The sequence below is a fragment of the Arthrobacter sp. MYb221 genome (genome assembly GCF_002979835.1).
Lineage (GTDB): Bacteria > Actinomycetota > Actinomycetes > Actinomycetales > Micrococcaceae > Glutamicibacter.
Genome location: NZ_PCPW01000001.1, coordinates 341,207 through 355,000, shown reverse-complemented (window position 1 = coordinate 355,000; position 13,794 = coordinate 341,207). Strand labels below are relative to the sequence as shown.

Genomic DNA, 13,794 nt, shown 5'->3' with positions numbered 1-13,794 from the left:
ATCGGTCATGCATTGTTCCTACACTCCCGAGCAGTTGTGCCTCGCAGAACTCAACACGCTGATTGAGCCGAACGACTACGCCTGCAATGGACTGCTGCAACTGATGAGCCCGGCCGAACTCGTGCGGCTCATTCGCCGCGAAGACCATGTACCTGGCGGGCTGGCAACTGCCTTGGCCGAGGTGCTGGGGCAGGGTGCTTCGGGAAGCCGGACGATGAGCCTGCCGGTGGCGCTCACCCGCTGGCGCAAACGCCTGGGCTTCAGCAACCCGTTGGACGCACTCGACCGCATCTCTGCGCTTAACGGCGGATTACTCACCCCGACCGATGCAGCCTGGCCGGACCAGCTCGATGAGCTCGGTCTGGGCAAGCCACTGTGCCTATGGTGGCGCACCAGACGTCCGCAGCTGCTGGCCGTGCAGGAGGCGCAGCGCTGCATTTCGATTGTCGGCTCGCGAGACTCCAGCGACTATGGACACCAGATCACCTCCGAGCTGGCACGCAAATTGGCCCTGCGCGGATTTACCATTGTCTCGGGTGGCGCCTACGGAATCGACGCCAGCGCCCACCGAGCGGCGCTCTCGGTCACGGATCTGGAGGCGCCAAGCTATCCGACGATCACGATTCTGGCCGGGGGAGCGGATAGGCCCTATCCGGCGGGAAACGAGACGTTGCTCGGGCAGATCATCGACACCGGGTTGCTGCTCTCCGAGGTGCCTCCGGGGACCGCGCCCACTCGCTTCAGATTCCTCAATCGCAACAGATTAATCGCCGCGATCAGCAGGCTTACGCTGGTTACGGAGGCTCGGCACCGGTCCGGGGCTCTGAACACCGCGAGTCATGCGGTGGATCTTGGGCGAGATGTCGCCGCGGTTCCGGGCAGTGTTTATTCACCAAACTCGGCCGGCACCCACCGGCTGCTCGCCGCCGGTACCGCAGCCCTGGTAACCAGCGCGGCAGATGTGCTGGAGCTGATCGGTGTGCCAGCCGAACCAATTCCACCGGCGCCAGAAACCGTGGATGCCCAGGACGCACGGCCCACCGACGGGCTGAGCAGGCCGCAGTCGATGATCTACGACGTGATGAATTTCGTGCAGGGAAACGTGCCGGATGAAATTTCGGCTCTGAGCGGCATTCCGATTCTGGACACCCTGCGTGCGCTGAGTGCCTTGGAACGGCTCGGGAAGGTCGAGTCCAATGGGGCGCGCTGGCGGTTGGTGCGCCGCGGATCCGTTTCGGCGAAGAACGCGGTAAATTGAAGGAGATGAAGCCCGAACCTGCCCACCCCGCACCTATACAGATCCCGGCGGCCATTGCCGAGCCAATCGCCGACTATCTGGATTATCTTCGCCTGGAACGCGGCCGGAGCGAGAATACCTTGCGTGCCTACGGCATTGACCTGCGCCTCGTGGCTGGCCATCTGGCCGGAAGGTGCATGGTCCGGCAGCTGAACGAGGTGAGTGTGGAAATGCTCCGCGATTGGCTGGCGGAGCTGCACGAGGCCCAAATTTCCCGCACCACCATCGCCCGGCGTATCTCGTCGGTGAAGAATTTCTTTGCATGGGCGCTCAAGCACAAAATTGTCGCCAAGGATCCGGCGCTTCGATTGGTGGCACCGAAGAAGGAACAGCGCCTGCCGCATGTATTGCAGTCCGGGCAGATCGACCGGTTGCTCTCCCGACCGGCAGCCGAGCCGCCCGTTGAATCTTCCGATATCCCGAAGACCAAGTCCGAGAGGCAGGCGGAACAAAAACGCCAGGCCATCTCAGCCCGCGATCGGGTGATCGCGGAGCTGCTCTACGCCTCGGGGCTGCGCATTAGCGAGCTGGTGTCCTTGGATATCGCAGACATTGATTTTGAGCGGCGCACCTTGCGCGTGATGGGTAAGGGCAATAAGGAACGCGTGGTCCCCTTCGGCAAGCCTGCAGAGCGCGTCATCGAACCTTGGCTGAAAAACCACCGTCGCGTCGTGGCACTGCCCGAAGCGGAAGGCGCCTTGCTGGTCGGGGCCCGCGGGGCCAGGCTCAATGTCCGCCAGGCTCGCCAGGTAATCGCACAGGCACTTGAATCGTTGGGGGACACCTCGGCGAGCGGTCCGCACGCGCTGCGGCACACCGTGGCAACGCATTTGCTCGACGGCGGAGCAGATCTGCGTGCCGTGCAAGAGTTCCTGGGACACTCATCCTTGGCAACCACGCAGCTATATACCCACGTTTCGGTGGAGCGACTGCGGCAGAGTTACCGCCAAGCGCACCCGCGTGCCTGATGATTTGGGTGAAATCTAAGAGAAGTTCCAGGTACAGCTGGCGAAAGCTCGACAGTTCGGGCAAAATGGTACTTGTCGGTAGGAAGTGCACTTCGACGAAGTTGACGTAGGGGAAGACGATCAACATCGTAACGGAGGATGGCATGTCTGCACCGATGACCAGAGGCGTGATCTTTATTCACTCGGCCTCTGCCGCGTTATGCCCACATCTTGAGTGGGCCATAGAGGCGGTGCTGGGTGGACCGGTCAAGATGGACTGGAGCGACCAGCACGTAGCGCCTGGACTTCGTCGCGCCGAAATTAGCTGGACCGGGCCGCAGGGCACCGGGGCGACTCTCGCCTCTTCCATGCGTGGTTGGCAGCATCTGCGATTCGAAATCACCGAAGAACCAAGTGAAGGCTGCGATGGCAGCCGCTGGTCTTTCACCCCGGATCTGGGGATCTTCCATGCAACCGTCGACGTCTCGGGCAATATCATGGTCGGCGAAGAGCGCATCCGTTGGGCCTACGAAAAGGGCGACGGGAACGCGGCGGTCTTCTTCCAAGAGATGTCCATTGCCCTCGGCGAAGCCTGGGACGAAGAACTTGAACCTTTCCGCCATGCAGGTGAAGATATCCCTGTTCGATGGCTCAACCAGGTGGTTTAACAACTGGTTAATAAGTCTCCGGGAGACCGACTGCGTCTTCCCGAGTAAATCCCCGGTGGTGCGGGGTGTTACCGCAATAAAACGGGACCCCGATGTGAATCGGGGTCCCGTTTGCCGCTGGCCGTTCGTTAGCGCACCACGTCGTATACGTTCTTCTGGATGCCATTGGAATACACGGCCGAATCGATGAGCGCCATTTTCTGCGCCGGCAACGAAGCCTCGCTGAACAGCCGCTTGCCCGCGCCGAGCAGCACGGGGAACACCAACAGGTGGTACCGGTCGACCAGCTGGTGCTCCTGCAGGGAATGAAGCAAGGTCGCGGACCCGTGCACGATCAGCGGTCCACCATCGCCGGCACGGAGCCGCGCCACCTCGGCGGCAGATCGCAAGATCTGCGTCTGGCCCCAGTTGTCCACCAGATCATGATCGTGCAGTGTCGTGGAGACCACGTATTTAGGCATCGCGTTGTACTTCGGGAAATCCTCGGTCAAATCCGGCCAGACGGCGCTGAAGGATTGGTAGCTGACTCGGCCCAGCAGCATGGCTTCGGCTTCATCTTGTTCGGCTCCCTTCAGCTCATAGGCCGCGGGATCAAAATCGACGCTGGACATGGTCCACCCGGTGTTCCGGTACCCCGGTTCGCCGCCCGGGGCCTCCATGACCCCGTCCGCCGAAACAAACGCTGTCGCGATGAGCTTGCGCATGGCAGTTCCCTTCTCCCTAGGTTGCCGATACCGCCGAGCCTAACAACGCTGGGGGCGGTGAACAATAGTTTTGCCCCGCCAACCGGTGGTTAAAGCACCGATGGCGGGGTGCCTCTAGAGAACTAGAGGCACCCCGCCATCGAATCAAGCGGTCGCTAGACGCTGCGGATTGCCACCACGGCGTTATGCCCGCCGAAACCGAAGGAATTGTTCAGCGCCACGATGCTGCCTTCTGCCGGAAGCAGCGCAGGCTCGCCGGTGACGACCTTCAACGGGATCTCCGGATCCTGGTTGTCCAGGTTGATCGTGACCGGAGCCTTGCGGTTGTAGATGGCCAAGGTGGTCAGCACCGACTCGACGGCACCGGAGGCGCCGAGCAGGTGGCCCATCTGCGACTTGGTGGCCGAGACCCAGACATCGTCCAGGTGATCTCCCAGAGCGGCCTTCAGCGCGGTGTATTCCGGCTTGTCGCCGACCGGGGTGGAGGTTGCATGGGCGTTGACGTGGACGACGTCCTCGGGCTGGATGAGGCCATCGAACATGGCCGCCTTCAGCGCACGAGTCGCGCCCAGGCCCTGAGGGTCCGGCGCGGTGATATGGTGCGCGTCGGAGGTGACCGAGGTACCGGCCAGTTCGGCGTAGATGCGCGCGCCACGTGCCAGCGCATGTTCTTCGGCCTCCAGCACCAGCGCTCCGGCGCCTTCGCCCATCACAAAGCCATTGCGGTCGATGTCGTAGGGGCGCGAGGCACCCTGCGGGTTGTCGTTGCTGCGCGAAAGCGCCTGCATTGAGGAGAAAGCGGCGATCGGCATCGGGTGGATCGCGGCTTCCGCACCGCCGACCATGACGATATCGGCCTTGCCCGAGCGGATCAGTTCCAGTCCCACATGCATGGCCTCGGTGCCCGAAGCGCAAGCGGAGACCGGAGTGTGCGCGCCGGCTTCGGCACCCAAGTCCAGCGACACGGCAGCTGCCGGGCCGTTTGGCATGAGCATCGGCACGGTCATCGGCAGCACGCGGCGTGGGCCTTTTTCGCGCAGGGTGTCCCAAGCGTCCAGCAGGGTCCAGACCCCGCCGATGCCGGTGGCGAAGGCGACGGCCAGCTTATTGCGGTCGAATTCTTCGATCCCCGAGTCCTTCCACGCTTCGCGCGAGGCAACCACGGCGAACTGGGTGGAAGGGTCCATGCGCTTGGCTTCCACGCGGGAAAGCACATCGGTGGCCGGGACCGAGGCGCGCGCTGCGAAGGTGACGGGCAGGTTGTATTCCTCCACCCAGGAATCGGTCAGGGTGGCGGCGCCGGAGACGCCCTTGAGGGCGTTCTCCCAAAGGGTGGGGACGTCCCCACCGATGGGGGTTGTGGCTCCGAGACCGGTGATCACTACTTTGCGCGCCATCATCAAACTCTCTACTGGGCGGTGTAAAAATATTGGGGGCCGGCTTCACGTACCGGCCCGTGCGTGCGGCTTTCCCGCACGACGGATTGCCGCACCGCTACGGGTGGGCGATAATGCTTAGGCCTGTGCGGCAGCGATGAAGCTCACTGCGTCGCCAACGGTCTTCAGGTTCTTGACTTCCTCGTCCGGGATCTTGACCTCGAACTTGTCCTCTGCCTCAACGACGATGGTCATCATCGAGATCGAGTCGATGTCCAGGTCTTCGGTGAAGGACTTGTCCAGCTGCACGTCGGCAACGTCCAGGCCGGTCTCGGCGTTCACGATTTCGGCGAGGCCCGCCAGGATTTCTTCGTTGCTAGCCATCAGGTGGCTCCTTTTCTCGTAGTGCCGGAATATTCCGGTCATTGTGTGTGGCGCAGTTCCCCGTGCGGGGCACTGTCCGGCTTAGTGAAAATTTTACTGGTTCCCACCAGGCGGTGTTCGCCTTCGGGTTAAAGCTTAGGGCAGGAGTACTACCTGAGCGCCGAAGACAAGCCCGGCGCCGAAACCAATCTGCAAGGCGAGCTTGCCCGAAACCTCAGGGTGCTCGCGGCGCATGCGGTCCATGGCCATCGGAATCGAGGCGGCGGAGGTATTGCCGTTTTCGGCGATATCGCGGGCCACCACCACCGATTCGGGAAGTTTCAGCTGCTTGACCATCTCGTCGATGATGCGCATATTCGCCTGATGCGGGATGAACGCGGCCAGATCCTCGGCTTCGATCCCGGCCTCGTGCAAGGCCTTGCGGGCCATCTTCGCCATTTCCCACACCGCCCAGCGGAAGACCGTCTGGCCGTCCTGGCGCAGCGTCGGCCACGGGTTGGCGTGTTCCTCCAGCGGTTCGTCCACGGCGCTTTCCAGCAGCTCGTTTTCGCTGCCGAGCACCGATTCGCGCAATGCCAGCTGCGAGTGGGTCATGCTGATCGCATTCCACTTCGAACCGTCCGAACCCCACACCGACGGGGAGATCCCCGGAACCTCGGAGGCGCCGATGACCACGGCGCCCGCGCCGTCGCCGAGCAGGAACGAGATGGTGCGTTCGGAATTGTCGATGTAATCCGAGAGCTTCTCCACGCCCACCACCAGCACGTGCTGGGCCAGCCCGGCACGCACCAGCGCGTCGGCCTGGGCCACCGCATAGCAGTAGCCGGCGCAGGCGGCAGAAATGTCATAGGCCGGGGCCGGGGTAGCGCCCAAGCGTTCGGTCAGCGCGGAGGCGGCCGACGGGGTGGCATGCGGGAAGGTCACCGTGGCGACGATGACCGTATCCAGCTGCTCGGCGGTAATTCCGGCGTCCTCCAAAGCGCGGCGGGAGGCGGCTTCGGCCATATCCAGCACCGAGGTGTTCGCATCCGCGCGGTGGCGGGTGATGATGCCGGTGCGCTGACGGATCCACTCGTCCGAGGAGTCGATCCATTGGCAGATGTCGTCGTTGGTCACCACGACATCCGGGCGGAAGGATCCGGTGCCCAGGATGCGGCTGTAGGCGTTGGTGGCCGGAGTTTTCAGTTGCACGCTCATGATTGCGGAAAGCTGCCCGTCTACTAGTTGGCGGTGTGCTCGGCGACGAAGTCGCGGGCCGCGCCCAGGTCTTCGGGAGTTTTCAGCGCGAGGGTTTTCACGCCCTTCAGTCCGCGGCGGGCCAGGCCCACCAATGTGCCTGCGGGGGAGAGCTCCAGCAGTCCGGTGACGCCCCGGGCCGCGAGGGTCTCCATGCACAGATCCCAGCGGACCGGGCGAGAGACCTGGGCTACCAGCGAGCCGAGGTTCGCCTCGCCGTTGGCCACCGGGGCGCCATCGAAGTTCGAGAGCAGCAGCTGAGCCGGGGCCTGCGGGGCCAGCGTTTTCGACAGTTCTTCGAGCACGCCCACCGCGGGGGCCATGTGACTGGTGTGGAATGCGCCGGCGACCTTCAAAGGGATCACGCGGGCCTTCGCCGGCGGGTTGGCCACCAGCGTTTCCAGCTGCTCCAGGGTGCCGGCGGCGACGGTCTGCCCGCCGCCATTGGCGTTGGCCGGGGTCAGTCCCAGCTCTTCAAGCTTGGCGAGCACCTCATCGGGGCCACCGCCGAGCACCGCTGCCATGCCGGTAGGGGTGGCGGCTGCGGCTTCGGCCATCGCGTTGGCGCGGGTGCGCACGAAGCTCATTGCATCGTTTTCGCCCAGCGCGCCGGCCAGGGCCGAGGCGGTGATTTCGCCGACCGAGTGTCCGGCGAGGACGGCACCGGCGGGCAGCTGCGCACCGAACAGGGCACGCGCGGTCACCAGCCCGGCGGCGACGATCAGCGGTTGGGCGACGGCGGTGTCCTTGATGGTCTCTTCATCCGAGACGGTGCCGTGGGCGATGAGATCGCGTCCGGTGATCTCGCTCAGGGCCGACAGATGGTCGCGAACGCCATCCACTTCGAGCCAGTCGGTGAGGAAACCTGGGGTCTGGGAGCCCTGTCCGGGGCAAACGATTGCTAGCACTCTTACAGCTTTCCAAATAGTTGCGGCTTCACGCGCGGTATTTCGGTACCAAGCTCGTGGTGGCTCTTTGTAGGAACTCTACAAAAGCTTATCGTACGCCGAGCACGAAAACCCATGTAATGCGCTTGTGTTGCGCCGGTTGAACTGTGCGGTCTCCATAAAAACCGGGGTGCGGCTAGTTCGCCTCGGCAAGCCGGCCGACCACCAGCGCGGTTTGCAGCACAAATGCGTCGCGGGGCACCAGCGGATCCCAGCCGGTCACCTCGGAGACGCGCTTGAGCCGATAGCGCACGGTGTTCGCGTGCACGAACAGCGCCCGGGCGGTCCCCTCCAAGGAGTGCCCCAGGGAAAGATAGCTGGAGAGCGTTTCGAGCAGGCCGTTGCCCGCATGCAGCAGGGGCAGGTAGACGCGCTCGATCAGCGCGGTCCGCGCCATCTGGTCGCCGTTGAAGACGCGCTCGGGCCACAGGTCGTCGGCGCCCACCGGCGCGGGCGCCTGCGGCCAGGCTTTGGCCGCGGCATAGCCGGCCACCGCGGCGCTGGCAGCGGTGTGCATATCCTTGACCGTGGCTGCCATCGGAGAGTAGACGATCGGTCCGGGTCCGAAGAACCTGGCAAAGCGCGAGAGGTCGGCTTCCTCGAATTTGGTATCCGAGAGCATCAGGATCGCCCGCTCGCCGAGCACTCCCACCAGCGAGTCGCTGGAATAGCGCAGCGCCATCCGGCGCAGCGCGGCGACGAAGGTCACCGAGTTCGAGCCCGGGGTGGTGCCTACCATGATGCGGATGTTCTTCTGCGACTTCCAGCCGATGGCCGCGATGCGCGAGGAGAGCGAATCCTGGGATTCACCGTGCAGCACCGCGTCCACCACGTGGGCTTCGAGCCGCGAGTCCCAGGCGCCGCGGGTTTCGGCGGCCCGGGCGTATACGTCGGCGGCGGCGAAGGCGACCTCACGCGAGTAGCGCAGTACCGCTTCGCGCAGCTGGGCCTGTTCGTTCTCCGCGGCGATATCTGGCACCTGGGATTCGACGACCTCCACGATGGTGCGCAACAGCGCCAGCGCTTTCTGCAGCGAGATGGAGCGGGTCAGCTCGGTGGGGGCGGCGCCGAAGACGTCGTTCATCACCCAGGCCGGGGTGGATTCGGGTTCCTCGTACCAGGAGACGAAGGTGGAGATGCCCTTCTGCGCGACCAGCCCGAGGGCGGCGCGTTCGGCCGGTTCCAGCGAGCGGTACCAGGGCAGGGATTGGTCCAGGTATTTCAGCGCCGTGGTGGAAAGCACCCCGAGGTGGCTCTTGAGCCGGCGGATGGTTTCCGGCGTCGGTTTGGGCAAACGCACGGCGCGCGAGCGCACGCTCGATGTGGGTTCGACCTGAGGACTCATAATTCACAGCATACGGAAGTTTTCCGGTACTCGCTCGTAGGTTTGCCCCGCCGCGAAGCGAATATGAGGTTAATAACCGCAAGGGCACGAAGGCAGTTGAACTGCCTTCGTGCCCTTGCCGCTTCGGCTTGGCCTAGCTCGAGGCTAGGAGTCGCCGCCCGCGTTGCCGGAGGTTCCGGCGTTCGGGTTGTTCAGATCGTACTTGGCGTGCGCCTTCACCGCGGTGTCCGCCGGGATCTCGCCGCGTTCTGCCAGCGAGGCCAGGGTCTTGACCACCAGGGTGTGCGAGTCGATCTTGAAGAAACGACGCGCCGCGGCACGGGTGTCGGAGAAGCCGAAGCCGTCCGCGCCCAGGGTGTGGAATTCACCAGGGACGTAGGGGCGGATCTGCTCCGGCACCGCACGCATGTAGTCGGTGGTGGCGATGACCGGACCGGTGGTGGACTCGAGCTTCGAGGTCACAAACGGCACCGGACGGGCCGAAGCCGGATCGGTGAGCACCTTGTCGTCGGCGATCTGGCCGTCGCGCGCCAACTCGTTCCAGGAGGTCACCGACCAGACATCGGCCGAGACACCCCACTCATCGGCGAGGATCTGCTGGGCTTCCACGGCCCAGGCAAGCGCCACGCCGGAGGCCAGCAGCTGGGCGCGCGGCCCGTCGGTGGTCGCTTCCTTCAGCAGGTAGATGCCCTTGACGATGCCCTCGACGTCCACATTCTCCGGCTCGGCAGGCTGGGAGATCGGCTCGTTGTACACGGTGAGGTAGTACATCACGTTTGGATCTTCGTGCTTCCCGCCGTACATCCGGTCCAGGCCCGAGCGCATGATGTGCCCGATCTCGTAGCCGAAGGCCGGATCGTAGGTGACCACTGCCGGGTTGGTTGCGGCAAGCAGCGGCGAGTGGCCGTCGGCGTGCTGCAGGCCCTCGCCGGTCAGCGTGGTGCGCCCTGCGGTGGCGCCGATGATGAAGCCACGGGTCATCTGGTCCGCGGCCGCCCAGAAGGCGTCGCCGGTGCGCTGGAAACCGAACATCGAGTAGAACACGTAGATCGGGATCAGCGGCGCGTCGTGCGTGGAGTAGCTGGTGCCCGCGGCGGTGAAGGCCGCGACTGCGCCGGCCTCGTTGATGCCCGGGTGGATCAGCTGTCCGGCAGGGGATTCCTTGTAGGCCAGCACCAGATCGCGGTCCACCGACAGGTAGTTCTGCCCGGCCGGGTTGTAGATCTTGGCGGTCGGGAAGAAGGAGTCCATGCCGAAGGTGCGCGACTCATCGGGCACGATCGGCACGATGCGGTGGCCGAAGTCCTTATCGCGCATCAGGTCCTTGAGCAGGCGCACGAAGGCCATGGTGGTGGCCGCCTGCTGCTTGCCCGAACCGCGCTTGGCGAAGGCGTAGGACTTGTCCCCGGGCAGGGAGATCGGCGTGCTGGTCTCCTTGCGCCGGGTTGGCACCGCGCCGCCGAGTTCCGCACGGCGTTCCATCATGTATTTGTACTCCGCGGAGTCAACACCTGGGTGGTAGTACGGCGGCAGGTACGGATCGGCTTCGAGCTGCTCGTCGGTGATCGGGATGCGCAGGTGATCGCGGAAGCCCTTGAGGTCTTCCAGGGTCAGCTTCTTCATCTGGTGGGTCGCGTTGCGCGCCTCGAAGTGCGTGCCCAGGCCGTAGCCCTTCACGGTCTTGGCCAGGATGACCGTTGGCTTGCCCTTGAACTCGGTGGCTGCCTTATAGGCCGCGTAGACCTTGTGGTAGTCGTGGCCGCCGCGCTTGAGGTTCCAGATCTCGTCGTCGGTGTACTCGGAGACCAGTTCCTTGGTCTCCGGACGCTGGCCGAAGAAGTGCTCGCGCACGAATGCGCCGGACTCCGCCTTGTAGGTCTGGTAGTCGCCATCCGGGGTCTGGTTCATGACGTCGACCAGTGCACCGTCCGGATCGGCTTCGAGCAGGGCATCCCACTCGCGGCCCCAGACGACCTTGATGACGTTCCAGCCGGCACCGCGGAAGAAGGCCTCGAGTTCCTGCATGATCTTGCCGTTGCCGCGCACCGGACCGTCGAGGCGCTGCAGGTTGCAGTTGACCACGAAGGTGAGGTTATCCAGCTTTTCGTTGGCTGCCAGCTGGAGGAATCCGCGCGACTCCGGCTCGTCCATTTCGCCGTCGCCCAGGTAGGCCCAGACGTGCTGGTCGGAGGTGTCCTTGATGCCGCGGTTGTGGATGTAGCGGTTCAGCTGCGCCTGGTAGATGGCGTTTGCCGGGCCCAGACCCATCGACACGGTTGGGAACTGCCAGAAGTCCGGCATCGAACGCGGGTGCGGGTAGGAAGGCAGCGCGTGGCCTTCCTTGGACTTCTCCTGGCGGAAGCCGTCCATGTCCTCTTCGCCCAGTCGTCCTTCGAGGAAGGCGCGGGCATACATGCCCGGGGAGGCGTGGCCCTGGAAGAAGACCTGGTCTCCGCCGCCGGCGTGGTCCTTGCCGCGGAAGAAGTGGTTGAAGCCGACCTCGTAGAGGGTGGCCGCACCGGCATAGGTGGAGATGTGTCCGCCGACGCCGATGTCAGGGTGCTGGCCGCGGTGCACCATGATCGCTGCGTTCCAGCGCATGAATGCGCGGAAGCGGCGTTCTACGGACTCGTCGCCCGGGAATTCTGGTTCCTGGTCCACCGGAATGGTGTTCACGTAGTCGGTGGTGGTCACGTGTGGGACACCGACGGATTTCGCGCCGGCACGCTGCAGCAGCGAGCGGATGATGAACTGGGCACGTTCGGTGCCCTGCGCCTCGACGAGCGAGTCGAATGAGTCCAACCATTCCTGAGTTTCCTCGGGATCCCGATCGGATAGCTGGTAAGTCAAACCACTACGGATCTGGGAGATGTGTTCCTCTACAGCCACGGAAGCTCCTTGATTGAATTGCGGCTCCGTCGATCTGGTCTAAGTTTTGGACCGTTCAACGGGTTGGGACTTTGAGACAGGCACACTTGAGTGACGTGAGCATCTCGTTTCAACCCATACTCTAGTTCTTATGGGGAAGCGAAAAGTACACGTTTTTGACCCAAAAACGGCTTATATCTGACTTATTGAGTGACATATGCAACTCAGTACAGGAGCTATGTAGTCAATGGTCGTGTAAGAATGATGTTAGTCACAATGCATCGAGGTAGAATTACCGGCGTGTTACGTCGTTAGCGCTTGAATGGGACGGCAAAAGAGTGTTTTGTTGTTAGTAACGCTTTGTAGCAGCAGGAGGAAATGAAGTGAGCGACGCCGTATCGGCAAACCTGGAACCCGCTAAGATTATGGGTTTCAAAGATGAAGACCTTATTCAGGAACTGGGCTATGACGAAGACGTGGACTTCGATCTTCGCGATGCTATCGAGGACCTGATCGGTTCAGAATTGCTCACCGAAGACGACCACGACGTAGTCGATTCAGTCATTTTCTGGTGGCGCGACGGCGATGGTGACTTGGTCGACGCCCTAATGGATTCATTGGATTGCCTTGATGAAGGTGGCATTGTTTGGCTGCTAACCCCTAAGCAGGGTCGGGCCGGACATGTGTCCCCAACCCAGATTCAACAGGATGCTCCCACCGCGGGGCTTCATGTAACTACTACCGAGGGTGTCTCCGAGGATTGGTCCGCCATCCGCCTGGCACCACGCAAGAAGAACTAATGATCGAAACAGGTTCACGCCTGTTCGATTTCTCGCTGGAAAATCAGTACGGCGAAACGATCACCAGCACCCAGCTCGCTTCGGGCCGGGTGCTGGTGGTTTTTTATCCGTGGGCATTTTCCCGCGTCTGTGGATCCGAACTGGCAGAAATCCAAGAACACCACCAACTTTTCAGCGAACGGCAGGTGCGTGTCTGTGCAATTTCCGTGGACCATAAGTTCACGCTGCGCTCCTACGCCGAATCCCTGGGCATAGAATTCGACCTGCTCGCCGACTTCTGGCCCCATGGGGCGGTTGCCCGGCTGGCTGGAGCCTTTGACGAAGAAAAGGGCGTGGCAACGCGCCTGACTCTCTATCTGGTGGACGGCGTCGTGCAAGATGTGATGACCAGCTCGATGACCGAACCGCGCAGTCTGGAAAGCTACTTCGAGGCGGTCAAGAGGTCGCGGTGACGTTGCTCGCCGCACGCCGGCTTCCCTCGATTTGCACGGTGAGGAAAATGCCGGTAAATTTATCTCTCGTTGGCTTGGATAAACGCAAGGCAGCATAGAGATTTGGGCCTTTAGCTCAGCTGGTAGAGCGTCACGTTTACACCGTGAATGTCATCGGTTCGATCCCGGTAGGGCCCACCAAAATTTCATAGTTCAAAACGGCATTTAACCGATTTTGAAAACACGATTCAGCGGCTCGCCCCTCAGGGTGGGTCGCTGTTTTCATGCAGCAAGATCGTAGAGCATATGTTGGCAGTGTTAGTCCTGGTGCTCATGTGTTTTGGGTGACTTCTGTACACCATTTTGGCACTTAACCCTTGATTGCCTGCAGTAGATCATCGAGAGCTTCGGCAGAAGTGATGACGAAGCCCAAGATCCCTCGACTGCCAATCCAAAGAACCATCTAGACGTTGTCGATTAATTCCTCAGCGATGTGCGTCATCAGGGTTCGAAAGTAGACACGGCGTTCCACAAAGACATCAACACCCGACCAAGTTGTTGATCAGAATCGACTTGTAGGGTCCTGCGGTGTCGTGGCGCAACCCAAAGTAATGCATATCGTTTGAATGGCACGGGGTTCACCGGAGAGTGTTGATTTCATAGAACGAGGATCTTCAGCGGACGGCTGTTCTCCGTGGACGGTACGGATGCCGGGGAAAGGCGATCGTGATCGGTGTCCTGCTGCCGAAAGCGCCTGTGAGCCGGAGGGCATTGGAATAGGAATGCGCTCA

Annotated in this window: 12 protein-coding genes and 1 tRNA gene; 6 read left to right on the top strand and 7 right to left on the bottom strand. The window is 62.5% G+C overall.

Features of this window, described 5'->3' with window-relative positions:
• Positions 1-7 precede the first annotated feature (7 nt).
• The 3 genes from dprA to CQ015_RS01700 all read left to right on the top strand — a co-directional run bounded on the left by dprA (position 8) and on the right by CQ015_RS01700 (position 2,912).
• On the top strand, positions 8-1,258 hold the full coding sequence (dprA, locus tag CQ015_RS01710; protein WP_105569136.1) for a DNA-processing protein DprA: 1,251 nt from the start codon (positions 8-10) through the stop codon (positions 1,256-1,258).
• 5 nt (positions 1,259-1,263) lie between these two features.
• Positions 1,264-2,265, top strand: a complete 1,002-nt coding sequence (locus CQ015_RS01705; RefSeq protein ID WP_105569135.1) for a tyrosine recombinase XerC — start codon at positions 1,264-1,266, stop codon at positions 2,263-2,265.
• Between the two features lie 143 nt (positions 2,266-2,408).
• Positions 2,409-2,912, top strand: coding sequence for a DUF3145 domain-containing protein (locus tag CQ015_RS01700; RefSeq protein WP_105569134.1), 504 nt, complete (start codon positions 2,409-2,411; stop codon positions 2,910-2,912).
• Between the two features lie 128 nt (positions 2,913-3,040).
• On the opposite strand, the gene CQ015_RS01695 is transcribed toward CQ015_RS01700, so the two are convergent.
• From CQ015_RS01695 to aceE, 7 genes are all read right to left on the bottom strand, one after another.
• Entirely contained in the window at positions 3,041-3,616 is a 576-nt protein-coding gene (locus tag CQ015_RS01695) for a dihydrofolate reductase family protein (protein ID WP_105569133.1), read from the bottom strand.
• 155 nt (positions 3,617-3,771) lie between these two features.
• A complete protein-coding gene (locus CQ015_RS01690; RefSeq protein ID WP_105552470.1) occupies positions 3,772-5,013 on the bottom strand; it encodes a beta-ketoacyl synthase in 1,242 nt (413 codons plus the stop codon).
• A 117-nt stretch (positions 5,014-5,130) separates the two neighbouring features.
• Positions 5,131-5,376, bottom strand: coding sequence for an acyl carrier protein (locus CQ015_RS01685; RefSeq protein WP_096287019.1), 246 nt, complete (start codon positions 5,374-5,376; stop codon positions 5,131-5,133).
• Between the two features lie 135 nt (positions 5,377-5,511).
• Entirely contained in the window at positions 5,512-6,573 is a 1,062-nt protein-coding gene (locus CQ015_RS01680) for a beta-ketoacyl-ACP synthase III (protein WP_096287017.1), read from the bottom strand.
• Positions 6,574-6,596: 23 nt separating this feature from the next.
• Complete coding sequence (locus CQ015_RS01675) at positions 6,597-7,520, bottom strand: ACP S-malonyltransferase (RefSeq protein ID WP_105649184.1); 924 nt, start codon at positions 7,518-7,520, stop codon at positions 6,597-6,599.
• A gap of 175 nt (positions 7,521-7,695) precedes the next feature.
• Positions 7,696-8,904, bottom strand: a complete 1,209-nt coding sequence (locus CQ015_RS01670; protein ID WP_105569130.1) for a CdaR family transcriptional regulator — start codon at positions 8,902-8,904, stop codon at positions 7,696-7,698.
• Between the two features lie 144 nt (positions 8,905-9,048).
• A complete protein-coding gene (gene aceE, locus CQ015_RS01665) occupies positions 9,049-11,793 on the bottom strand; it encodes a pyruvate dehydrogenase (acetyl-transferring), homodimeric type (protein ID WP_096287011.1) in 2,745 nt (914 codons plus the stop codon).
• Positions 11,794-12,197: 404 nt separating this feature from the next.
• On the opposite strand from aceE, the gene CQ015_RS01660 reads away from it, so the two are divergent.
• From CQ015_RS01660 to CQ015_RS01650, 3 genes are all read left to right on the top strand, one after another.
• Entirely contained in the window at positions 12,198-12,572 is a 375-nt protein-coding gene (locus CQ015_RS01660) for a DUF3052 domain-containing protein (protein WP_105649268.1), read from the top strand.
• The gene (locus CQ015_RS01655) at positions 12,572-13,024 is read left to right on the top strand and encodes a redoxin domain-containing protein (RefSeq protein ID WP_105649183.1); all 453 of its coding nucleotides are present in this window, start codon (positions 12,572-12,574) and stop codon (positions 13,022-13,024) included. Before CQ015_RS01660 ends, CQ015_RS01655 begins: the two co-directional genes overlap by 1 nt.
• A 104-nt stretch (positions 13,025-13,128) precedes the next feature.
• Positions 13,129-13,204, top strand: a tRNA-Val gene (locus CQ015_RS01650).
• Positions 13,205-13,794 lie beyond the last annotated feature (590 nt).